The organism is Rhizobium sp. WSM1274, from assembly GCF_025200775.1.
Classification (GTDB): domain Bacteria; phylum Pseudomonadota; class Alphaproteobacteria; order Rhizobiales; family Rhizobiaceae; genus Rhizobium; species Rhizobium leguminosarum_I.
Genome location: NZ_CP104138.1, coordinates 1,778,683 through 1,801,253, shown reverse-complemented (window position 1 = coordinate 1,801,253; position 22,571 = coordinate 1,778,683). Strand labels below are relative to the sequence as shown.

Here is a 22,571-nt window from a genome sequence, read left to right as displayed (position 1 = left end):
AAGATGCTGGAATCAGTGCGATATTTTTGAGAAGTTGATAACCATAGCTTACGGGTGAAAAATCGCAGTGTGCCGAGCATGATGCCAAAAAGCCTGAGTGGCTTTCGCACAACCTCATCCTCTGGTTTTTTGTTGGTCGGATTTCAGGCCGATGCGGCCTGAAGTCGTCGACATCTACAGCAGTGAGGCAAGGCGCGGAACGATCGGCAGATATGGAGCGTCGAACAGTTCCTCGCGTTCGAAACGGCTGCCGGTTTTCGTCAGCCGCACCATGCGACACTCATTCTCGGAAATCATCAGCGGCGCGATCATCGAGCCGCCGGAAACGAGCTGGTCGGTATAGAAGCGCGGCATCGCGTTGAAGGCGGCCGTCACCAGGATGCGGTCGAAGGTGCCCTCACCCTGCATGCCGGCGCTGCCGTCGGCGTGGCGGATGATGACGCTGCGCAGGCCAAGCGATTCCATGCGCCGTTGCGCTGCCGTCGTCAGCGTCTTGTAGCGGTCGATGGACAGGACACGCTCGGCCACGCGGCCCATGACGGCGGCGGTAAAGCCACTTCCGGTGCCGATCTCCAGGACGCGTTGGCCGGGCTTGAGTTTCAGGTGATGCAGGATGCGGACGGCAATATCGATGCCTTCGAGAAAAGAGCCGCATTCGATCGGAATCGTCCGGCTCGAATAGGCGTCGTCGGCAAATTGCGGCGGCACGAACAGCGAGCGCTGCGTCTGCTCGACCGCCGTCAGCAGATCGAGGTCGGAGATGCCTTCGGCACGCAATCTAAGGACCAGCGCAGCAAAGCCCTCCTTCTCCGCCAGTCTTGCCGTCAAACTTGTGCTCCGTATCCCAAGGCCCGCGCCACGCGGTCCGTCACGGAATAATCGGTCAGATCCAGTTTCAAAGGCGTTACCGAAATCTTGTTATGCTTCAGGGCGTGAATATCGGTGCCTTCGATGAAGGCGCCGGCGCGTTCGCCAAACTTCAGCCAGTAGTAAGGAAACCCCCGGCCGTCGGAGCGGGCGTCGACCTGCAGATTGAAGGCCAGCTTGCCTTGCATGGTCACCTCGGCGCCATCGACTTCGTCGGGACGGCAGTTCGGGAAGTTGAGATTGAGGAACGTGCCCTCCGGCAGGTCCAGGACCATCAGCTTTTCCAAAAGAGCCGGGGCATGCGTCTCACAGACCTCCCAGGGCACGATGCGCGCGCCGTCCTCATAGAGATAGGCTTGGCTGAGCGCGAAGGAGCGCACGCCCTGCATGGTGCCCTCGATGGCGCCGGCGATCGTGCCGGAATAGGTCACGTCGTCGGCAACGTTCGACCCCGAATTGACCCCTGACAGCACCAGATCGGGCTTGATGTCCATCACCTGCCGGATGCCCATGATGACGCAATCGGTCGGCGTGCCGCGCAAGGCGAAATGCTTCTCGGAAATCTTGCGCAGCCGCAGCGGTTCGGAGAGGCTCAGCGAATGGGCAAGACCGCTCTGGTCGGTCTCGGGCGCCACGATCCAGACATCGTCGGACAGCGTGCGCGCGATCCGCTCCAGCGCGGCGAGGCCTTCGGCATGAATGCCGTCGTCATTCGTAAGCAGGATGCGCATCGCCTCAGGCCGCCCGTTCGATCTTGGTCAATCCGCCCATATAAGGCAGCAAAACGTCCGGAATCGTGACGGAACCGTCCTCATTCAGATAATTTTCGAGAACGGCGATCAGGCAGCGGCCGACGGCCGTGCCGGAACCGTTCAGCGTGTGGACGAACCTGTTGCTCTTGTCTTCCTTGCCGCGATACCGCGCGTTCATTCGGCGGCCCTGAAAATCGCCGCAGACCGAGCAGGAGGAGATTTCACGGAAGGCATTCTGTCCCGGCAGCCACACTTCGAGATCGTAGGTCTTGCGCGAGCCGAAGCCCATATCACCGGTGCAAAGCGTCATGGTGCGGAAATGCAGGCCGAGGCGTTTCAACACTTCCTCGGCGCAGGCGGTCATGCGTTCATGCTCGGCAACGGCGCTCTCGGCATCGGTGATCGAGACGAGTTCGCACTTCCAGAACTGGTGCTGGCGCAGCATGCCGCGCGTATCACGACCGGCAGAGCCTGCTTCCGAGCGGAAGGACGGCGTCAGCGCGGTGAAGCGCAACGGCAGATTTTCCTGATCGAGGATTTCCTCGCGTACCAGATTGGTGAGCGTCACTTCGGCCGTCGGGATCAGATAGCGGCCATCCGTGGTTTTGAAGAGATCCTCTTCGAACTTCGGCAGGCTGCCGGTGCCGAACACCGCTTCAGCGCGCACCATCAGTGGCGAGCTGACCTCGGTATAGCCGTGCTCGCTGGTGTGGAGATCGATCATGAACTGGCCGAGCGCGCGCTCGAGCTTGGCGAGCGGCCCGGTCAGAACCGTGAAGCGCGAGCCGGAGAGCTTGGCGGCGCGCTCGAAATCCATATAGCCGAGCGCCTCGCCGATTTCGAAGTGCTCCTTCGGCGTGTGGTTCCAGCGCGGCTTTTCGCCGACGGTGCGGGTGACGACATTGTCATGCTCGTCCTTGCCAACCGGGACATCGTCGAAGGGGATGTTCGGGATGCGCGACAAAGCGTCGTTGAGTTCGGCCGTCAGTTGCCGATCCTCTTCCTCGATCGCCGGCAGCAGGGTCTTGAGTTCGGCGACCTCGGCCTTTAGCTTCTCGGCAAGCTCGCTATTCTTTTGAGCCATCGCCGCACCAATCTCCTTGGAGGCGAGGTTGCGGCGAGACAGCAAATCCTGCGCCTTCTGCACGGCGGAGCGCCGCTTTTCATCGAGGGCAACGAGGCTTTGGGCCAGAGGCTCCGCGCCGCGCTTGGCAAGGGCGGCATCGAGCGCTTCGGGATTCTCACGGATCCATTTGATATCGAGCATCGTCGTTCCAGGTCGTTGCAACAGAGATGGCCCGGCCAAAGCCTGATCGGGCCTCGACCGGATGTTAAACGGCGTTCACAAAGGGGGATTGGGATCGCCGCTCAGACGCTGTCCGTCTTGGCAACGTCCGCGGATCCGGTGTCCTCTTCGACCGCCTGCCGGGCACGCTGGCGCTCCACGAGTCGCGCCGCATAGATGGAAATCTCGTAGAGAAGGATCGTCGGGATCGCAAGGCCGATCTGGGACATCGGGTCCGGCGGCGTCAGCACGGCAGCGACGACAAAGGCGAGGACGATGGCAAACTTGCGCTTTTCGGCGAGCCATTGCGACGTCAGAAGACCGACACGGGCGAGCAGCGTGGTGACGACGGGAAGCTGGAAGACCAGACCGAAGGAGAAGACCAGCGTCATGATCAGGCTCAGATATTCCGAGACCTTCGGCATCAGCGAGATCGCTATCTCGTCATGACCCGGCGCCTGCTGCATCGACAGGAAGAACCACATGACCATCGGCGTGAAGAAGAAATAGACGAGCGCGCCGCCCATCAGGAACAGGACCGGTGAGGCGATCAGGAACGGCAAGAAAGCCTGGCGCTCGTTCTTGTAGAGACCGGGCGCCACGAACTTGTAGACCTGGGCGGCAATGATCGGGAACGCGACCACAAGGCCGCCGAACATCGCCACCTTGACCTGCGTGAAGAAGAATTCCTGCGGCGCGGTGTAGATGAGCTGGGCCTTCTCGACGTCGAGATGCGCCCACACGACGGCTGTCTTGTAGGGAATGACCAGATAGTTGAATAGATGCTTGGCAAAAAAGAAGCATGCGATGAAGGCGACGAAAAACGCGCCGATCGACCATATCAGCCGCTTGCGCAGCTCCATCAAGTGCTCGATCAACGGCTGCGGCTTGTCTTCGATATCACCGCTCATGCCTCGTCCTTCTTCGTCTGCGCCGGCTTCTTCGGCGTTGCAGGCTTCCTGGCTGCCGTCGTGCGTTTGGGTTTTTCCACAGGCACGGCGATAGCGGCCGCAGCATCGACCCTGTCAGCAGCCTTGACGCGCGGCCTGCGCACGGGTTTCGGCTTGGCGGCAACTGTATCGGCCTGAACAATCGCTGCTGCGACGGGTTCCGACGGCGCAGGCGTCGCTACCAATGGCGGCGTTTCCGGCAGGCTCATCGACGGCGTCGGGGCTGCGACAGCACTTGGCGGCACCTCGGTCTTGTTTTCCGTGATCGTGGACGACTTCTGCAGGTCGGCCTTGATCTCGTTGCCCATCTGGCGAAGCGGGTTCATCGCCTCGCGCAGGCTGTTGACCGGGTTCAGTTTCTGGGCGTCGCTGATCGTCTGCCGGACGTCGTCAAGCTCGGCTTCGCGCAACGCTTCGTCGAACTGCGCACGAAATTCACCCGCCACCTTGCGGGCGCGCTGCGTCATCTTGCCGAAAGCGCGCAGCATCGGCGGCAAATCCTTGGGACCGACCACCACGATCAGTACGACCGCGATGACCAAAAGCTCGGTCCAGCCAATATCGAACATGCAAGGCTCCTGGACGGGAAGCGCGGGGGCTGCGCTTTTTCCCGGACTTGGTTACTTCGTTTCGTCGGCCTTGTGATCGACGGTCTTTGCCGTGTCCGGCGCGTCCTCGTCCGTCATGCCCTTCTTGAAGCTTTTGATGCCCTTGGCGACATCGCCCATCAGTTCCGGAATCTTGCCGCGACCGAACAACAACAGCACGACCGCCAGAACGATCAGCCAGTGGTAGATGCCAAAAGAACCCATTACGCTTACTCCCTGTTGTGATGTTCCCTAATGTAAGAATTTCCCACACCGTTTCCAACATCAAGCCCTTTGAACTGTGCTTAATGTCACGGTATCGCCCTTTGTGACAAGCCACAGATCCGTCGAAAAATGGTGAGCACTATTGTTTTCGTCATGCGTGGCAAAAGCAAGACGAAGTCCTTCAATCTTCGGAGGTAGAACGCGGGGCCAGCAACCCCAGTTCTTCGAGATCCATCTGGGTGATCGGATCTTCGTCCTCGGTCAATTCGTCGTTCATCAACGGCGAGGGAATATTGAAGTTCGCCGGGATGCGGCCCGACAGCAGGCCCGCCCCCTTCAATTCTTCGAGGCCAGGCAGATCGCGCAACTCTTCCAGGCCGAAATGGTCGAGAAAATCGCGCGTCGTGCCCAATGTCACCGGCCGGCCCGGCGTGCGCCGACGGCCGCGAAACCGTACCCAGCCGGCTTCCATCAGCACGTCGAGCGTGCCGCGCGAGGTCTGAACGCCGCGGATATCCTCGATTTCGGCACGCGTTACCGGCTGGTGATAGGCGATGATCGCCAGCACTTCCAGTGCCGCGCGCGAAAGCTTCTTCACCTCATTGTCATCACGACGGATGACAAAGGATAGGTCGGCGGCGGTGCGGAAGGCCCAGGCGCCTTCGACCTGCACGAGATTGACGCCGCGCGGCGCATATTGCTCCTTCAGCCGCAGCATGATCGCGTGCACGTCGGTCTTCTCAGGCAGGCGCTCGGCGAGGAAGCCTTCGGAGACCGGTTGCGAGGAGGCGAAAACCAGCGCCTCGGCGATGCGCTCGGCCTCGATCTCGGCCTGCAGGTCGCGGCCCTGGTCTTCGAAATTGCCGTCGAATTCCTCTTCGCTCCTCGGATCGATCAAGCCGGCTGCTCCTGTTCGACCACTTGCAGTGTGGCATGTTTCGGACCGCGGCGCATGTATATCGGCTGAAAGGCGCCATCCTGGCGGATTTCGAGCTTGCCCTCGCGCACCAGCTCCAGCGAGGCGGCAAAGGCGCTGGCGATCGCCGTGACGCGCTCCTCGGGCGCGGCGAGATAACGCAGCAGATAATGCTCCATCGCCGTCCAGTCGCCGATCTCGCCGATCATCTGGGTCAGCAGCTCGCGGGCGTCGGTCAGCGACCAGACGGTACGCCGCTCGATCGTAACCTGGGTGACGGCATGGCGCTGGCGCAGCGCCGCATAGGCGGTCAAGAGATCGTAGAGGCTTGCCGCATAAGCGGATTGCTGCCGGTCGGGAATATGCTCGGGCGCTCCGCGCACGAAGATATCGCGGCCGAGGCGGTTGCGGTTGACGAGGCCGTCCGCCGCCTGTCGCATGGCTTCGAGACGTTTCAGACGGAAGGCGAGTGTTGCCGCCAGCTCCTCACCGGAAGGACCGTCATCCTTGGCTTGCTGGGGAATGAGCAGCTTCGACTTGAGATAGGCAAGCCATGCTGCCATGACGAGGTAATCGGCGGCAAGCTCGATGCGAATACGCCGGGCACTTTCGATGAACAGCAGATATTGCTCGGCGAGCGCCAGCACCGAAATGCGCGACAGATCGACCTTCTGGTTGCGGGCGAGATAGAGCAACAGGTCGAGCGGGCCTTCGAAGCCGGCGACGTCGATCACCAGCGCCGGCTCGTGGCTGGCGCGCTCGGTACCGTTATCCTGCCACAGCTTGTCCATTGGCGTTGCCGCCTGCGGACGTTCCGTGCCCTTGACCGTGTTCACCTAGCTGCTCCCTTACGATCAGACCGTCGCAAACATCGCCTCGAATTCCATCCTCAATTGCGCTTCATCTGAAGTATCCGGCGCCGCGAAGCCCGCTTCCACCGTTTTTGCGCGGGCAAGCGATATGCCGGCGAGCGGCGGAACATTTGCCCCGACATCGAGCATCTCGTCCATATTGCCGTTGCAATGCAGCACGATATCGCATCCGCCTGCAATGATATTCGCCGCACGTTCACCGATCGTGCCGGAAAGTGCGTTCATCGAGCTGTCGTCGGAGAGCAGCAGACCGTTAAAGCCGATGTGTTCGCGGATGATGCCGTCGATCACCTTGCGCGAGGTCGTCGCTGGGTTGTCGGGGTCGATGGCGGCGAAAACGACGTGACAGGTCATCGCCATCAACTCGTCCTTCATCGCAACAAAGGGTGGGAAATCATGGAACTCCAGCTCATGGCGCGAGACAGTGACGACAGGCAGCTCCAGATGTGAATCCGCAAAGCCGCGGCCGTGGCCGGGCATATGCTTCATTACAGGCAACAGGCCGCCGGCCTTCAGCCCTGCGGCAGCCGCTTTTCCCATTACGATGACGGTTTCGGGATCGCCGCCATAGGCGCGGTCGCCGATGACGTTGCTGCTGCCCTCGACCGGCACATCGAGCACCGGCAGGCAATCAACATCGATGCCGAGGCTCGAAAGGTCGAAGGCGTGCAGCCGCGACATCAGCCAGGCGGCGCGCAGGCCGAGCGCGCGATCGCGGCGATAGAGATCGCCGAGCGCCTGGCCGGAAGGATAACGCGCCAGAACGGGCGGACGGATGCGCTGGACGCGGCCGCCCTCCTGGTCGATCAGCACCGGCGCATGCCAGCCGACGCTGTCGCGCAATTCGGCGACGAGATCGGCGATCTGCGGCGCTTCGGAGATGTTGCGCCCGAAGAGGATGAAGCCCCAGGGTCGTTCGCCCCGGTAAAAGGCCTTCTCTTCGGATGTGAGGGCAAGGCCGCTACAGCCAAGGATCATCGCTTTTGATTCGGTCATATCGGAATCATAGACGGCGCCCGGCCAAATGCGAGCAAGGTCGGGCGCGATGCACAGAAAAGAGCCGCGGACCGATCCGGCCCGCCGCCCTTATATTCTATCCAAAAAAACCGATCTACTTGGAGATCAGGCAGCTTCCGCCCGCTGCGCGATACTGTTCGCAGAGTGCTGCGGCCTCGTCCTTGGAACCGGCCGGAATGCGGACACGATAGAAAGTGCCCTTGCCGGCGATATCGGCCCTGCGGATCTCATGATTGCGGCCACTAAGCACGCTGGCGAATTTCTTCGACAGGTTGGCATAGGATTTGGTCGCCTCGTCTTCCGAAGGCAGCGAGGCGATCTGGATGCCGTAGCCGCCGGCGGATGCAGCCTGCTGTGGCTTTGCGGCGACTGGCGCTGCGGCCGCGACCTCAGTCGTCTTCGGCTGCTGCGCGGGCGGGCGGACATTGCCCTTCTCGGTCACGGTGCCGACGACGGTGACAGGCTGATCGGCCGGACGGGCGGTGGGGATCGGAGCGGTATCGGTGATCGCCGAGCTCTTGACCGGGCGCACCGGTGGAGCGACCGGGGCCGGGTTTGCGGCCTGCGCATCCGCACTGCCGGCGAGCGACGGCTGTACCGGCGCGGTTTCGACCGGGGCTGCAGAACGAGCATCGGCAGAAGCGATCTCGGCGCTTGCCGGGAAGCTCGCAGCCGTTCCACCCACTGGCGGCACGGGCGGGCTCGACTGAGCCGTCAACGGTGGCTGAGCCGGCGGCGTCGGCTGGGCAGACTGTGTCGCCTGGGCAGACTGTGTCGCCTGGGCAGACTGTGTCACCCGGGCAGATTGCGTCGCCGGGGCAGACGCCGCAGGCTGATCGACGGGCGCAGGCTCCTCGCGGGCGACCAACGTACCGTCAGGCTTGACGATCATCGTGCGGACCTTGCGCGGCGAAACCGACGGCGTCTTGTCGGCGTCGCTTGCGAGAGCCTTGTCGGTGTTGTCCTGGTCCGGCAGCAGACGCGGATCCTCCGTCTCACCGACCGCAGTCGGCGTGACCTGATCGTCGGCGTTGGCGTTCTCGTCGTCCTCAGGCAGCGCTTCCGGTGTCAGCGTGCGCTGGACGACATCGACGGGCGCCTCGTCGGAAGAAACGAGCGCCTTCTGCTTCGGCTCTTCGGCAGAACCCGCAACGCGGTCGTAAACGGCCTTATCCTGGTTCGGCACGGTCTTGCCGCCAGGATTTTCCGGAACGACCTTGACCGGCTCCTTGTCGGCGGTGATCACACGCGGCTCACCGGACGCGACAATGCCGAGCCCCTCGCCGTTCCAGACGGAGGAATAGACGCCATAACCGACGCCGCCAAAGACCACGAGCACGACGGCCCCGGCGAGCAGCCGACGCATCGACCGGGCGCGGCTGAAATCAGCGGCCTGGCTTGCCGATTCGATCCTAACTTCGGAGGTCTCACGGCGCTCGACCGGTTCACGCACGCTGCGGCGGAAATCCTCCTCCAGCGCCCGTTCGAAATCATCGAGGCCGTCGGCGATGGTAGGCTTGACAGGCTTTGCCGCGGCGGCAGCCGTATCCCGGGCAGGCGCCGGTGTTTCCCGCGGCTTGGCCGGTTCAAAGAAGCTGGCGATCTCTGCGTCGAGATCGAACTCGTAATCTGCGGTTTTCGCGATCGGGGCGGGCTGCTCCACTGGCGGCAGCGCCGGCACGTGCATGTCGTCGACGGTCTCGGGACGATCCTCCGGGTCAGAGATCATCGCCGGATCGAATGGCAGGTCTTCGGTTGAGTCGCCGGCTGACGCCCAGTTGAAAGACGGAGCCGGTGCTGGAGCCTGCGGCTCGGGAACGTAGGCCGGAGCCGGCCGTGAGGGGGCAGCATCCTGCTGGTAAGCCGGAGTTTGCGGCTCAGGAGCAAAAACGGGGGCGGACCGAGGCGGGAGGGCCGCGGCCTGCTGGGGAGCAGGCGCCGGCACCTCAGGCTGCGGCGCGGGCTCGGACGGCTCGGAGAAATCGAGATCGGCGAGCTCCAGCTCGATGCCGGCAAGATCCAACTCGAAATCATGGCCGGCGAAGGGGTCTTCGGCTTCCGGTATCGGCTGCGGCGCCCGCGAATATGCCGTTGCAGCAGGCTCTGGCGCAACGACCTCTGCAAGCTGCGGCGCGACTGGCCGTGCGGCTTCGGCTGCATAGACCGGAGCAGGCCGGACGGACACTGCGGCGACTGGTGGGGGGGCGATCACCTCGGTCTGGACAGGTGCGTCTGCCACGGGGGCGGCAGGAATGGGCGCGGCCTCGATCGATGCGGGCGGCGGCGTGACGGGCGCCGGATTGGCACGTTGCGGCACCGGATAACGCGAGACGTCGGCAAGCAGATCGTCAAGATCGAAAGTGCCGGCGGTGTGCGGAACATCAGGCACGACCTCGGTCAGCGCGGCATCGGCCTGGATCTCGCCCTCGACGGCAGCGGCGATCAGATCGAAACCGGCATCGGACCCGAAATCCTCCGGTTCCTCCTCCTCGACTTCGATGAATTCTTCGGCCTCCGCAGTCTCTTCCGGCGCGATCACCTCATCATGGCGGTCGAGTTCAGCGGGGAAGCCAAGCGACGGTGAAGCGGATTCGAATTCCTCGGAAGGCTCTATAGCGGCGACAGGCGCCGGCGGTTCGATGACAGGTTCAGGCTCCAGGACAGGATGATCGACAGACGGCACTTCAGCTGCCGGTGCCACGACCATTTCGGCCACAGCCTCCGGCAAAACAACCGCTTCTTCGCGTTTCGGAGCATGGAAATTGGCAAGCGGTAGCCGGATGCTGGCAGCCGACCATTGCGGCGCCTTGGCGGGCTGCGCCAGCGAAGAGACGGGTGCGGCGCCGATCGACAGCTCAAGCTCCTCGATCAGATCGCGTGCACCGCCGAATGCTGATTGCAGCGATGCCTCGGGCTCGGGGGAAAGATGCTCCGCCCAGTCGGCGGCCGCAGGCACAGCTGCTTCTTCAGCCTCAACCGCGGCGACGGAAACCGGCTCAGGAACCTCCGCATTTTCGGCAGCCGGAGAAGTATCGAGAACCGGCTCGACGTAATCTTCAAGCATATCATCAGAGATCGGCTCGGCGGGCCGGTCGAGCTCTGCGAGCGGACGGGGCGAATCGTAACGGTCGAACTCACGCCCCAACTCGTCCTCGAGATCAAGGGCGGGCTCGCGGCGTTCGGCCTCGGTCACCGTATTCGCTGCAACACGCGGCTCGAAGCCGACGATACGGGCAAGTTCAGCCAACGGATCATCGTCGCCAAACAGATCGTTTTTTCCGCGCGTATCATACGCAAGTTGTTTATCAGCCATGCCTATCCCACTCGCAAACGCCAACGCTCAAATGCCAGCGCATTGTGGGGAAATGGTGACGTTATCGCATTTCGTCCGGTGCGGCAGTGCCTGTAATGGCGAGTCCCGACTTCAAAACCGACGCGACGGCGTACACCAGCCCAAGTCTGGCAATACTTGATTCTCGGTTTTTATCATTAACAAATCGTAATTCCGTCTGATCTTTACCTTTGTTCCAGTGCGCGTGGAAGGAACTGGCGACGTCGTAGAGGTAAAAAGCGATGCGATGCGGCTCCTGCGACTGGGCCGCTGCCTCGACGACACGCGGGAATTCAGCAAGCTTGGCGACGAGCTGCAATTCGGCCGGATCGCCAATGCCTGCAACGGTTTTCGCGAGTTTCTCGGGCGAGACATCGAGGTCGGGAAAAGCCTCCCTCGCCTGCCGGAAGACCGACATGCAGCGAGCATGCGCATATTGCACGTAGAAGACTGGATTATCTTTCGATTGTTCCGTCACTTTGGCGAAATCGAAGTCGAGCGGTTCGGAATTCTTGCGGTAAAGCATCATGAACCGGACCGAATCACGGCCGACTTCTTCGACGACGTCCCGAAGCGTGACGAAATCGCCCGAGCGCTTCGACATCTTCACCGGTTCGCCGTTGCGATAGAGCTTGACGAGCTGACAGAGCAGCACAGTCAGCTTCGCCTTACCGTCCGAAACGCCGCGTGCAACCGCTTCCAGGCGTTTGACGTAACCGCCATGGTCAGCGCCAAGCACATAGATCATCTCGTCGAAACCACGGTCGAACTTGTTCTTGAAGTAGGCGACGTCGGCGGCGAAATAGGTGTAGGAGCCATCCGACTTGATCAGCGGCCGGTCGATATCGTCGCCCACCTCGGTCGAACGGAACAGGGTCTGTTCGCGATCCTCCCAGTCCTCGGGAAGCTGGCCCTTCGGCGGTGGCAGCGTGCCCTTGTAGACATAGCCCTTGAAGGTCAGGTCGTTGATCGCGGTGCGGATCGCGGCCGCGCCATTGGCATGCAGGGTGCGTTCGGAGAAGAAGACGTCGTGATGGACGTTCAGCGCCGCCAGATCGTCGCGGATCATCACCATCATCGCATCGATCGTGCGGTCCTTGACGATCGGCATCCATTGTTCTTCCGGCATGTTGTGCAGCCGCACGCCGTAATCGGCGGCAAGCGACTGGCCGACGGGCACGAGATAGTCGCCGGGATAGAGACCCGAGGGGATTTCGCCGATCTTTTCGCCGAGCGCTTCGCGATAGCGCAGGAAGACGGAGCGGGCGAGTACATCGATCTGCGAGCCGGCGTCGTTGATGTAATATTCCTTCTCGACACCGTAACCGGCAAAAGCGAGCAGGTTGGCAAGCGCGTCGCCGACGACGGCACCCCTGCAATGGCCGACATGCATCGGGCCGGTCGGGTTGGCCGAGACATATTCGACGTTGACCTTCCTGCCGTTTCCAAGCGTCGAGCGACCGTAATCGGTACCGGCACCTATCATCGAGGCGAGCAGCCGCTGCCAGTAGCCGACGGCGAGACGGATGTTGATGAAGCCCGGACCCGCGACCGAGACATCGGCGACGTCGGAATCCTCTTTCAGCTTGGCGATGATGACATCGGCCAGCGCGCGCGGATTGGTTCCGAGCGGTTTTGCCAGCACCATCGCGGCATTGGTCGCGACATCGCCATGGCTCGCGTCACGCGGCGGCTCGACGGTGATGCGGCCGAAATCGAGCTCGGATCGCTTTTCCCTGACCAGATCGATCTGTTCAAGGGCTGTTTTGATCCTGGCTTCGAAGTCGGTAAAAAGGTTCATCGCACTCTTCCATGCATAGGCTGTGCCAAAGGCTCAAATCGGCCCTCGGCGTGGGCGACCGCTGCCTATCGCAAATCAGGAGTGTGGTCAAACAACCGCCTGTGGGCGCTGATCGCGTAAGTGTCGGTCATGCCGGCGAGATAATCGCCGACATGGCGGGCCTTCGGCGCATCGGATAGGCCGGCGATATGATCGACCCAGTAATGGCTTTGCATCTCTTTCGGATTGGCCATGTAGGCGGCAAAGAGATCGGTGACGATCTGGGCGGCACCGGCACGGATGCGCATGATATCGGGATTGCGGTAGATGCGTTTGAAGAGCATCGCCTTGATCTGCCTGTCGGTCTCGGCCATCCCCTCGGAAAAGGTGGCGATAACCTGGCCGGCGCCGCGAATATCGTCTGCACTCTCAGGGCGCAAGAGGGACAGGCGCTGCTGCGCGACGCCGATCACGTCTTCGACCATGCGGGTGATCTGGCGGCGCATGATCTCATGGGTGAAGCGGCTCGGCTCCAGGTGCGGATATCGCTCCCTCACCTCGGCCATTAGCCCGGCAAGAAACGGGATTTCCTCCAGCATGTCGAAAGTCAGGTAGCCGGAACGCAGGCCATCGTCGATATCATGAGTATTATAGGCGATGTCGTCGGCGATCGCCGCGACCTGGGCTTCGAGGCTGGCATAGCTTGCAAGCTCGAGATCGTGCAGCTCGCAATAATCGAGGATCGGCTGCGGAACGGGACCGTGCGTACCCACTCCATCAGGCGTCAGAAGCGGACCATTGTGCTTGACGAGACCTTCCAGGCTTTCCCATGTCAGATTGATGCCGTCAAATTCGGCATAACGCCTCTCCAGCTTGGTCACGATGCGTAGCGATTGTGCATTATGGTCGAAGCCGCCATAGGGCAGCAGCACCTCGTGCAGCGCATCCTCGCCGGTATGGCCGAACGGCGTGTGGCCGAAATCGTGCACGAGCGCCACACCTTCGGCCAGATCCTCGTCGAGCTTCAGCGCGCGGGCAAGAGCGCGGGCGATCTGCGCCACTTCGATCGTATGCGTCAGCCGGGTGCGGTAATGATCGCCGTCCTGGGCGATGAAGACCTGGGTCTTGTGCTTCAGCCGGCGGAAGGCGGTGGTGTGGACGATGCGGTCGCGGTCACGCTGGAAATCGGAGCGCGTCGGGCTTCCGTCCTCCTGATAGAGCCGTCCGCGCGTCGTCCAGGGGTCGGCCGCATAAACCGCCCTTTCACTGCTGCCGAAACCCAAAGCACGCGTATCGATCGTCATTCTTCACCGTCATCCTGCATGTTGCCGCTTCCGCCCATTGACGCCGCTTTGTGCTCTTCATACCTATAGGTCGATGAAACGGCAAAGAGGCTCTTTCCTAATCGCTTCGGCGCATCATCGCCTTTTCGCGAAGATCATGGTAAGTTTCTTTGATATCAGGCATTTGAACATTCAAGTGCCCAAACCCATTCTCTCCGGATCTTGACCCCGGCAGGAGGAAATATGACGGATACAAGTGTAACCCTTTCAGATGCCGCGGCAAAGCGTATCGCAGCCATCGTCGGCGCCGAAGCCGGCAAGAGCGCCTTGCGAGTTTCCGTCGAAGGCGGCGGCTGTTCGGGCTTTTCCTACAAGTTCGATCTTGCCGACAGCGCAGCGGACGACGACATCATCGTCGAGAAGAACAATGCCAAGGTGCTGATCGACAGCCTGTCGATCGTCTACATGGCGGGCTCAGAGATCGACTTCGTCGACAATCTGCTTGGCCAATCCTTCCAGATCAAGAACCCGAATGCAGTGGCAAGCTGCGGCTGCGGCACCAGTTTCTCGATCTGAACGTCTAAACGCACGGACTCCTCATCAAACCGGCCGAAGAATTCCTTCCGGCCGGTTTATCGTCTTGTCCGCCGGTGAAAGACCGCGATAAAAGAAGCGCACTAAAGTGCGCTGCATCGACGCTGCTTCATGCGGTGCGCTTTAGCCCTTTGTTTTTATGCCTGTCGTTATCCCAGAACCGCTGCACACTTCTGGGCGACATGCAGTATGCGGAACGGGACAGAGCCATGAAGATCGCGACCTGGAACATCAACGGCGTCAAGGCGCGCATCGACAATCTCACGCAATGGCTGAAGGATTCCGATCCGGATATCGTCTGCCTGCAGGAGATCAAGACGGTCGACGAAGCTTTCCCGCGACTGGAGATCGAGGCGCTCGGCTATCATGTCGAGACGCACGGCCAGAAAGGCTTCAACGGCGTGGCGATCCTCTCCAAGAGTTCACCTTTCGAAGTGAATCGCGGCCTGCCCGGCGATCCGCTGGACGAACAGGCGCGTTTCCTCGAAGCGGCGTTCACGCTGTCCGATACGCGCATCCTGCGCGTCTGCTGCATCTACCTACCAAACGGCAATCCTGTCGAAACGGAGAAATATCCCTGCAAGCTCGCCTGGATGGAGCGTCTAAGGACGTTCGCTGCTGAACGGCTGGCCTATGAGGAGATGCTGGTTCTTGCCGGCGATTACAATGTCATCCCGGAACCGCACGACTGCTTCGATCCCAAGGTCTGGGAAAACGACGCACTGTTTCTGCCACAGACCCGGGAGGCGTTCCGCAGGCTCGAAAATCTCGGGCTGACGGATGCGGTGCGCGCGACGACGGATGCGACGCAGTTCTATTCCTTCTGGGATTATCAGGCCGGCGCCTGGCCGAAAAACAACGGCATCCGCATCGATCATCTGCTGCTATCGCCGGAAGCTGCCGACCGAATGACATCGGCTGCGATCGAAAAACACGTGCGGGCCTGGGAAAAGCCGTCCGACCACGTGCCTGTCATCGCCTATTTCGATTTGGCGGGCTGAGCGTCCGATCGGCGCTTAGAGCGGTTCAGCTTTTACGGGCGCAGGACCGCTCTAGCCTTTTGTCTTTACGCAATTCCGGACGGAAAACCGCTTCGCACTTTTCCTGGAATAGCTCTAGTCGTCGGTCCCGCTCGCGATGGTGTGCGACAGTGATACCGCCGTGCGTCGGTCGGATTCGGTGGCAACCGAGAAGGCTTGCTCCTGCAGCGCTTCCATCCAGCCGCAATCCTTGGGTTTGCAGCGGTCGAGTGCTGCCGTCATCAGCGCCAGGCCGCGAGCCGTCTGGCCTTCGTCGAACAGAATATTGCCGAAGACTGCCATGGCGCCAGGATGGCCACTCTTGCGGGCCTGGTTTAGCCATTTCTTGGCTTGCTGCGGGCTGGCATTGCCCCCCTCGCCGGCCAGCATCATCTGCGCCAGCTGGAACTGCGCCTCGGGCACGCCAAAGGTGGAGGCCACCTGAAAATAAAGCTGGCGCGCCTGGCTGAGGTCGATCCTGACCGGGCTGCCGGCAATGCCATGCTTGTAATAACTGGCGAGCGAGAGCAGCGCGTTGACGAAGAAACCCGTATCTTCCGAACCAGGCTCGACGCCCTGCTGGGCGATCTCGCTATAGATCTTGAAGGCTTCAAAATCATCCTGCGTGACACCGTCGCCGTCGGCATACATGTTGGCGAGCGCCCAGCGCGAGCCGGTGTGGCCCTTTTCGGCGGCGTATTTATAAGCTTCGACCGCCTCTTCCTTCTGGCCGTTCTTATAGGCTTTGAAGCCGAACTTGAAGAGATCGAACGGTCCGGATTCCTTACTGACGCCGCCTTTGATATCGAATGCGCGGCACGGACCGGACAGCGCTATGGCTATCGACATGCCCACCAGCATGAATTTGAACAGTTTGAACTCGGACGTCACCATTTCAACCGATTTCTGTCGTTCATCCAAGGCAGGCGGCAACGGCGCTCATGCCGTGCATCCCGCGGATGTATTCCTTCGAGGCGAGCGATCCCGCGGCGAGCTCCATGGCTCCTTTGCCCGCGTCGCATCCAGCCCACTGGCCTTTTCTCAAAGGCGATATTCTCAGCACATCCTTCAGAGCCACCCGGCTCCCGGCATGGCCCGACTGCAATCTCCGTGGCACTCTTTCGGCAGGCGCGGCATCCCGCCTTCCCGCCTTTATCGCATTCGTAAACGGCAAATGTGACGAAACCGGTATCGACCTTTCGGCAAAGCCGGGCCGCTCAGCTGAGCGGGTCGAAAATAACGACAATGAATGGATCGACGACTTCGTCGCGAGGCCGGATTGGCGGCTGGAACAGCCTTGTTCGAAAAGCGAAACGACCGCAATCAAACGATTGTTGCCAATCGCGCCGCACGATCTGATGTACCCGGAAAAAAATCGACCCATGCTACTATTTACACGCACCGTATGCCTGCCATTTCCTCACCCGCAAATATCGCTGCGCCCTCTTTGTGGCGGGAAATGGACAAATTCGCCCCGCCACCACCATACGCCAAACGTCGTAAAAATGTGTTGCTGAATCGTCACAAATTGGGACCGGGAAATGGCATGATTAACGGCCGCGAATAAAGTAGAGCCCGGCACCGCCGGGCTCCTCAATTCTTCAATGGGAGAATTAGAACTTGATCTTTAGGCTCGTCGAGAGCGCGGCGACCAGATCGTTGCCAAAAGAATAGGAGACATCATCTCCAAATGTGACGCCGTTCTGGGTCACGGCGCCGGACGAACCGCTCGTCAACACGCCCACGGCACCGGCCACGCGCCATTCGATATGTTCGGTCGGGGTGAAGGCTGCACCGAGCCCCAGCGTCCAGCTATCGGTCTGCGCGCCATAGCCCTGGCTGGTGCCGCGGTCCCAGGTGAGGCTGACTGCACCTGCCCACTGGTCGTTGAACTTGTGGCCGACACCACCGGAGATCGTCCAGCCGTCCTGGTAAAGAAGGTCGAGCGAAGTTAGGCCACCCGCTGGGCAAGGCAACCCGTTGGTCGGGCAGAATGCCACCGACTGCAGGACGCTCCAATTTGTCCATTTAACCGATCCGAATGCAAGCCAATCCGGAGCGATGCCGCTTTGTAACTTCAGCTCCAGCGAATCCGGCGCTTCGGCGGAACCGGAAACAGGTGTGACCTGGCCCCCATATAACGGCACAATTGGAACCTGGCGCAGATCAACAGTCCCGGTCAGGTTATCGTAGTTGACACGGCTGTTATAGACGAGGCTCGCACGCATCGCATATTCGGGGATCTCGTAGGCGAGACCGGCGCGCCAGCCCCAGCCGCTATCGTCGATATCGAGGCGGCCGACGCCAGTTCCGGTACCGAGCAGAAGCGGAAGCGTTGAAACCAGACGTTCCTTGAAGCCTTCGACTTCCTGATAGAAAGCGCCGCCGATGAAGCGAAGCTGCCCAGGGCCGACATCAAAACGATAGGAGCAGGTGCCGCCATAGTTGCGGGTTTTGATCTCTGTCTCAATGTTATTGTTGGCGCCAGCCCAGTTCACACCGGGGTCGTTATGCCCGCCGAAGGGTTCTGAATAGTCGACCAAGCAGTCGATTGCGTCGCCAAATCCAGCCTTAAAGCCAATATATGGGATGGTATAATTTGAGGTATCGTCAGCTGTGTTTGGACGGCTGTTCAGATTGCCGCCGCCCGAGAATATCGACGTATCCGTATCCCGGACATCCTTAAGCCTGCGTTGCGGTGTGACGTAGGTCACACCGGACTGAAACGTGAAAGGCGACGTGTCGAACAACTGATCGATGTTATAGCCGCCACGCTCCAGCCCCCCGGCGAAGGACGGCGATGCAAGCGACGAAAGAAGAACGAGCGATGTTATGCCCTTGGAAAACCTACGAGATGCCATTGTGTCTCCCCCACTCCAGCAATTGATGTGACCCCACTCTAGTAAGTGTTCGCGTGATATGGCAACGCGCCTACGGCAGCGCTCCCGGGCATTGCAATGACCAACTTACGTAAAGAAATTGACGGACACGTCAAAAAACCTGGTTAATAAAATTTTATTCCAGACTTGCCTAATTTCAGGTGGGCTTTTGGGTTTTCATTCCAAATATTGCCGAAGCTGTATCAATCCCACAACAGTGGCAGTTTTCGCCATCTGGACGCCCGTTCAGCCTCAATCCACAGGCTCAGCGCTCGAAACTAGCCGAATTCACGACCGAATCGCGTGTGCCCAGAACGACAAAAAGACGCGCCGGCAGAGGGCGCGTCCTTGAAATAACTTACCAAAATGGGTTGGTGAAACTTAACCGGCTTCGCTCACCCTGGAAAGAGCGATCCTCAAGCTTGCGATCTGACCCTTCAGTTCCTCGAGACGATCGCGTTCGGCATCGACCACGTCGGGATTGGCGTTGGCGACGAACTTCTCATTGGAGAGCTTGCCGTCGATGCGGGAGATCTCGCCTTCCATCTTGGCAATCGCCTTTTCCAAGCGAGCCTTTTCGGCGGAAAGGTCGATCAGTTTGCCGAGCGGCAGGCAGATGGTAGCTTCGGCGACGACGATCTGAGCGGCACCCTTGGGCGCATCCTCAGCCAGCGATATCGCCTCGACGCGCGCAAGCCGCTTGATGGCGGCGTCGTGGCGGAACAGCCTTTCGCGTGTCAGGTTATTGGCCTTGACGACGACGAGCGGCGCTGTCGCCGACGGCGGCACATTCATTTCGGCGCGCACCGAGCGGATGCCGGAAACGAGGTCGATCAGCCAGTTGATCTCGTCGGCCGCTCCGTCGTCGGCATAGGACGGCGCCGGCCATTCGGCATGGCAGACCAATGTGTCGCGCTCTTTACCTTCGCCTGCCGTATGCGCCCAGAGCTCCTCGGTCATGAAGGGCATGAAGGGATGCAGCAGCTTGTAAATCTCTTCGAGAACATAAGCGCTACAAGCCTGGGCTTCAGCCTTGGCGCCCTCGTCTTCGCCATTGAAGACCGGCTTCAAGAGCTCGAGATACCAGTCGCAGACCTCGTTCCAGACGAAGCGATAGAGCGCGCCGGCGGCATCGTTGAAGCGGAACGCTTCGAGCGCTTCCGTAACGTCACGTTCCGTACGGGCAAGTTCCGTCAGGATCCAGCGGTTGATGGTGAGTTCGGCGGCCTCCGGCACGAAGTGCGGGTCGCTCTTCGCACCATTCATCTCAGCGAAGCGCGTGGCGTTCCAGAGCTTGGTGCCGAAATTGCGGTAGCCGGCGATGCGGGCCGGATCGAGCTTCACGTCGCGGCCCTGCGCCGCCATAATCGCCAGAGTGAACCGTAGCGCGTCGGCGCCGTATTCATCGATCAGTTCCAGGGGATCGATGACGTTGCCCTTCGATTTCGACATCTTCTGCCCATTCTTGTCGCGCACCAGCGCGTGGACATAGACGGTCTGGAAGGGCTCGACGGGTTCGCCGTCCTCGTCCTTCATGAAGTGCAGACCCATCATCATCATGCGGGCGACCCAGAAGAAGATGATGTCGAAGCCGGTAACGAGAACATTGGTCGGGTAATAACGCGCCAGCTCCGGCGTCTCGTCCGGCCAGCCGAGCGTCGAGAAGGGCCAGAGTGCTGAGGAGAACCAGGTGTCGAGCACGTCCTCGTCACGCGTCAGGATCTCGCCCGGCTTGAAGTTTTCGAGCAGGTCCTCGACATAGGCCTTCATCGGCCCCTCATGAGAGAGATAATGCTGGATCGCCGCCTGCAGCGCCTCTTCCTCGGTCTTTTCGACGAAGACCTGGCCGTCCGGGCCGTACCAGGCGGGGATCTGGTGACCCCACCAGAGCTGACGGGAGACGCACCAGGGCTGGATGTTTTCCATCCATTCGTAATAGGTCTTGTCCCAGCTCTTCGGCACCATCCTGGTGCGGCCTTCGCGCACCGAAGCGATCGCCGGTTCGGCGAGCGTCTTGGCATCGACATACCATTGTTCGGTCAGCCGCGGCTCGATCGGCACGCCGCCGCGGTCGCCGTGCGGGACCATATGCTTGTGCGGTTCGATCTTGTCGACCAGGCCCGCCTCTTCGAAAATCTCGACAATGACCTTGCGCGCATAGAAACGGTCCTGCCCTTCCAGGCGATCCCAGGCGCCATGCAGCGCCGCCGGATTGTCGAGACCTTCGAGAAAGTCCTCATTGTCCTTGATGGTGATCGTGCCGTCGCCATTCATGATATTGATGACACGAAGACCTGCGCGCTTGCCGACGTCGAAGTCGTTGAAATCGTGCGCGGGCGTTATCTTCACCGCGCCGGTGCCGGCAGCCGGATCGGCATAATCGTCGGCAACGATCGGAATCCTGCGGCCGACGATCGGCAGAATGGCATGCTTGCCGACAATGCCCTGATAGCGTTCATCCTTCGGATTGACGGCCACACCGGTATCGCCCAGCATGGTCTCCGGTCGTGTCGTTGCGACGACCACATAATCGCGCGTCTCGAATTCGGTCGGCTTGCCTTCTTCATCGAAAGCGATCGGGTACTGGTAGGTTACGCCCTTCTCCAGCGGATAGCGCAGGTGCCAGAGATGGCCCTTGACCTCGTGCTGCTCGACTTCGATATCGGAAATCGCCGTCAAGAGCTTCGGGTCCCAATTGACCAGGCGCTTGTCGCGATAGATCAGGCCCTGTTTGTAGAGCGTGACGAAAACTTCGAGAACGGCCTTCGACAGGCCTTCGTCCATGGTGAAACGTTCACGCGACCAGTCGCATGACGCACCCAGGCGTTTCAGCTGGTTGAAGATCAGGCCGCCCGATTCAGCCTTCCATTCCCAGATCTTGTCGATGAAGGCTTCGCGGCCCATGTCGCGGCGTCCCGGCAGCTGCTGTTCCATCAGCTTGCGCTCGACGACCATCTGCGTGGCGATGCCGGCGTGGTCCATGCCCGGCTGCCAGAGCACGTCCTTGCCGCGCATGCGCTCGAAGCGCACCAGGATGTCCTGCAGCGTGTTGTTCAGCGCATGGCCCATGTGCAGCGAACCGGTGACATTCGGCGGCGGGATCACGATGGTGAAGGTCTCGGCCCCGGCTTTGGCGTTCGCGCCGGCGCGGAAAGCGTCCGCCTCATCCCATATCGCGGCGATTTTCGGTTCGACGGCGGCGGAATCATAGGTCTTGTCGAGCATTTTCTGACCAATTTCGAGGTTCGAGGATGGGCGTTTGTAAATAGGATGGTCTCGGCCAAGTCAATAACAAAGCCGCCCCGGAGACCGGAGCGGCTTTTCAGGAAAAAGCAATCCGATCAGCGGCGCGGGCCGCGGGCCACGCGCTCGATTTCCTCGCGCACCAACCGCTCGACCAGTGTCGGCAGATTATCATCCAGCCACTCGCGCAGCATCGGGCGCAGCATGTCCTCCGCGATCTCGTCCAGCGAGCGGCGCTCGGCACCGTCGATCGCGGCGGCGAGCTCCTCGAAAGAGCGGCTGATCTGCAGGCCGGCATCCTCCGAAAGCAGCGTCGGCTGGACCTCGTCCATAACGCTCGGCAGGAAACGGTCAGTCGACGATTGAGCGGGCGCCATGGCCGGCGGCGCTGTTTCGATAGCAGGCGCTGGCTCGGCGACGGCCACCTCAGGCGTTTCCATAACAACCGGCTCGGCCGGCTGCTGGATTGCAACAGGCTGAACGGGCGCTGCGGCAGCCGCGAAAACAGGCTGCGACTGCTGCGGCTGTGGTGCCGCGGCGCGCGGCGGTTCCGGCGTCACGGCCGGCTGCGGTTCGGGCTGGCGGAAACCGCTCGGAATTTCGCGCAGCGCCTGACCGGCTTGCACGGCGCTGCGCTCGGAGGCAGCGCGCACGCGGGCGGCGACATCGGCAAGCGACAGCGCGCGGGCCGGCACTTCGGCTTCGGGAGCGGTGCCTGCCGAATTGGCGGCGACGAAACGCGGATCGGAGGAGCGCATGACCGGTTCGGGGAACTCCACGCCGGCATAGGTGTCGTCGACCGTCAGATGAATTTCGGAGCTGTTGTCATCCTCGTCGGCGCCGTAGACCGGTGGCAGGGAGGCGGAAATCGCCTTGCCGGCGCCAGGCTCATTGCTTTCGATGATCTGACGGATGGACGCCAGAATTTCTTCCATGGACGGTTCACGCGCTACACTTGGCTGAGCCATTTC

General features: G+C 61.0%; 19 protein-coding genes. 3 read left to right on the top strand and 16 right to left on the bottom strand.

Annotated features, from left to right (window positions below):
- Positions 1-174: 174 nt before the first annotated feature.
- The 12 genes from N2600_RS09125 to N2600_RS09070 form a co-directional block, all read right to left on the bottom strand.
- On the bottom strand, positions 175-828 hold the full coding sequence (locus tag N2600_RS09125; protein ID WP_260298648.1) for a protein-L-isoaspartate(D-aspartate) O-methyltransferase: 654 nt from the start codon (positions 826-828) through the stop codon (positions 175-177).
- Positions 825-1,598 carry a 5'/3'-nucleotidase SurE gene (surE, locus tag N2600_RS09120; protein ID WP_018481196.1) on the bottom strand — a complete coding sequence of 258 codons (774 nt, stop codon included), beginning with the start codon at positions 1,596-1,598 and terminating at the stop codon, positions 825-827. Before surE ends, N2600_RS09125 begins: the two co-directional genes overlap by 4 nt.
- 4 nt (positions 1,599-1,602) lie before the next feature.
- Positions 1,603-2,886, bottom strand: a complete 1,284-nt coding sequence (serS, locus tag N2600_RS09115) for a serine--tRNA ligase (protein WP_260298647.1) — start codon at positions 2,884-2,886, stop codon at positions 1,603-1,605.
- A gap of 101 nt (positions 2,887-2,987) precedes the next feature.
- Positions 2,988-3,815: a twin-arginine translocase subunit TatC gene (tatC, locus tag N2600_RS09110; RefSeq protein ID WP_260110733.1), complete on the bottom strand. Its 828-nt coding sequence runs from the start codon at positions 3,813-3,815 to the stop codon at positions 2,988-2,990.
- The gene (tatB, locus tag N2600_RS09105) at positions 3,812-4,423 is read right to left on the bottom strand and encodes a Sec-independent protein translocase protein TatB (protein WP_260298646.1); all 612 of its coding nucleotides are present in this window, start codon (positions 4,421-4,423) and stop codon (positions 3,812-3,814) included. The genes tatC and tatB overlap by 4 nt, the downstream gene beginning before the upstream one ends.
- 51 nt (positions 4,424-4,474) lie before the next feature.
- Positions 4,475-4,666 carry a twin-arginine translocase TatA/TatE family subunit gene (locus N2600_RS09100; RefSeq protein ID WP_018073376.1) on the bottom strand — a complete coding sequence of 64 codons (192 nt, stop codon included), beginning with the start codon at positions 4,664-4,666 and terminating at the stop codon, positions 4,475-4,477.
- Between the two features lie 181 nt (positions 4,667-4,847).
- Positions 4,848-5,564: an SMC-Scp complex subunit ScpB gene (gene scpB, locus N2600_RS09095; RefSeq protein ID WP_170258532.1), complete on the bottom strand. Its 717-nt coding sequence runs from the start codon at positions 5,562-5,564 to the stop codon at positions 4,848-4,850.
- Positions 5,561-6,418: a segregation and condensation protein A gene (locus tag N2600_RS09090; protein WP_222383816.1), complete on the bottom strand. Its 858-nt coding sequence runs from the start codon at positions 6,416-6,418 to the stop codon at positions 5,561-5,563. Before N2600_RS09090 ends, scpB begins: the two co-directional genes overlap by 4 nt.
- A gap of 18 nt (positions 6,419-6,436) precedes the next feature.
- Positions 6,437-7,450, bottom strand: coding sequence for a beta-N-acetylhexosaminidase (nagZ, locus tag N2600_RS09085; protein WP_260298645.1), 1,014 nt, complete (start codon positions 7,448-7,450; stop codon positions 6,437-6,439).
- A gap of 115 nt (positions 7,451-7,565) precedes the next feature.
- Complete coding sequence (locus N2600_RS09080) at positions 7,566-10,784, bottom strand: SPOR domain-containing protein (RefSeq protein ID WP_260298644.1); 3,219 nt, start codon at positions 10,782-10,784, stop codon at positions 7,566-7,568.
- Positions 10,785-10,845: 61 nt separating this feature from the next.
- A complete protein-coding gene (argS, locus tag N2600_RS09075; RefSeq protein WP_017964049.1) occupies positions 10,846-12,603 on the bottom strand; it encodes an arginine--tRNA ligase in 1,758 nt (585 codons plus the stop codon).
- Between the two features lie 65 nt (positions 12,604-12,668).
- A complete protein-coding gene (locus N2600_RS09070; protein ID WP_017964048.1) occupies positions 12,669-13,886 on the bottom strand; it encodes a deoxyguanosinetriphosphate triphosphohydrolase in 1,218 nt (405 codons plus the stop codon).
- Between the two features lie 222 nt (positions 13,887-14,108).
- Between N2600_RS09070 and erpA the strand changes: the two genes are divergently transcribed.
- Together erpA and xth are read left to right on the top strand one after the other, a co-directional pair.
- Positions 14,109-14,441 carry an iron-sulfur cluster insertion protein ErpA gene (gene erpA, locus N2600_RS09065; RefSeq protein ID WP_017964047.1) on the top strand — a complete coding sequence of 111 codons (333 nt, stop codon included), beginning with the start codon at positions 14,109-14,111 and terminating at the stop codon, positions 14,439-14,441.
- 227 nt (positions 14,442-14,668) lie between these two features.
- Positions 14,669-15,460 (top strand): exodeoxyribonuclease III, encoded by a 792-nt coding sequence (gene xth / locus N2600_RS09060; RefSeq protein WP_260298643.1) that lies wholly within the window; start codon positions 14,669-14,671, stop codon positions 15,458-15,460.
- Between the two features lie 114 nt (positions 15,461-15,574).
- Here the strand turns inward: xth and exoR are convergent, their stop codons facing one another.
- A complete protein-coding gene (gene exoR / locus N2600_RS09055; protein ID WP_017964045.1) occupies positions 15,575-16,372 on the bottom strand; it encodes an exopolysaccharide production regulator ExoR in 798 nt (265 codons plus the stop codon).
- Positions 16,373-16,727: 355 nt separating this feature from the next.
- Between exoR and N2600_RS09050 the strand changes: the two genes are divergently transcribed.
- A complete protein-coding gene (locus N2600_RS09050) occupies positions 16,728-17,045 on the top strand; it encodes a hypothetical protein (protein ID WP_157386322.1) in 318 nt (105 codons plus the stop codon).
- Between the two features lie 46 nt (positions 17,046-17,091).
- Here N2600_RS09050 and N2600_RS09045 read toward each other — a convergent pair whose 3' ends face one another.
- From N2600_RS09045 to N2600_RS09035, 3 genes are all read right to left on the bottom strand, one after another.
- Positions 17,092-18,339 (bottom strand): OmpP1/FadL family transporter, encoded by a 1,248-nt coding sequence (locus N2600_RS09045; RefSeq protein ID WP_170258540.1) that lies wholly within the window; start codon positions 18,337-18,339, stop codon positions 17,092-17,094.
- Positions 18,340-18,738: 399 nt separating this feature from the next.
- Positions 18,739-21,582 (bottom strand): valine--tRNA ligase, encoded by a 2,844-nt coding sequence (locus tag N2600_RS09040; RefSeq protein ID WP_017964043.1) that lies wholly within the window; start codon positions 21,580-21,582, stop codon positions 18,739-18,741.
- A 116-nt stretch (positions 21,583-21,698) separates the two neighbouring features.
- Positions 21,699-22,568: a DUF2497 domain-containing protein gene (locus N2600_RS09035; RefSeq protein WP_017964042.1), complete on the bottom strand. Its 870-nt coding sequence runs from the start codon at positions 22,566-22,568 to the stop codon at positions 21,699-21,701.
- Positions 22,569-22,571 lie beyond the last annotated feature (3 nt).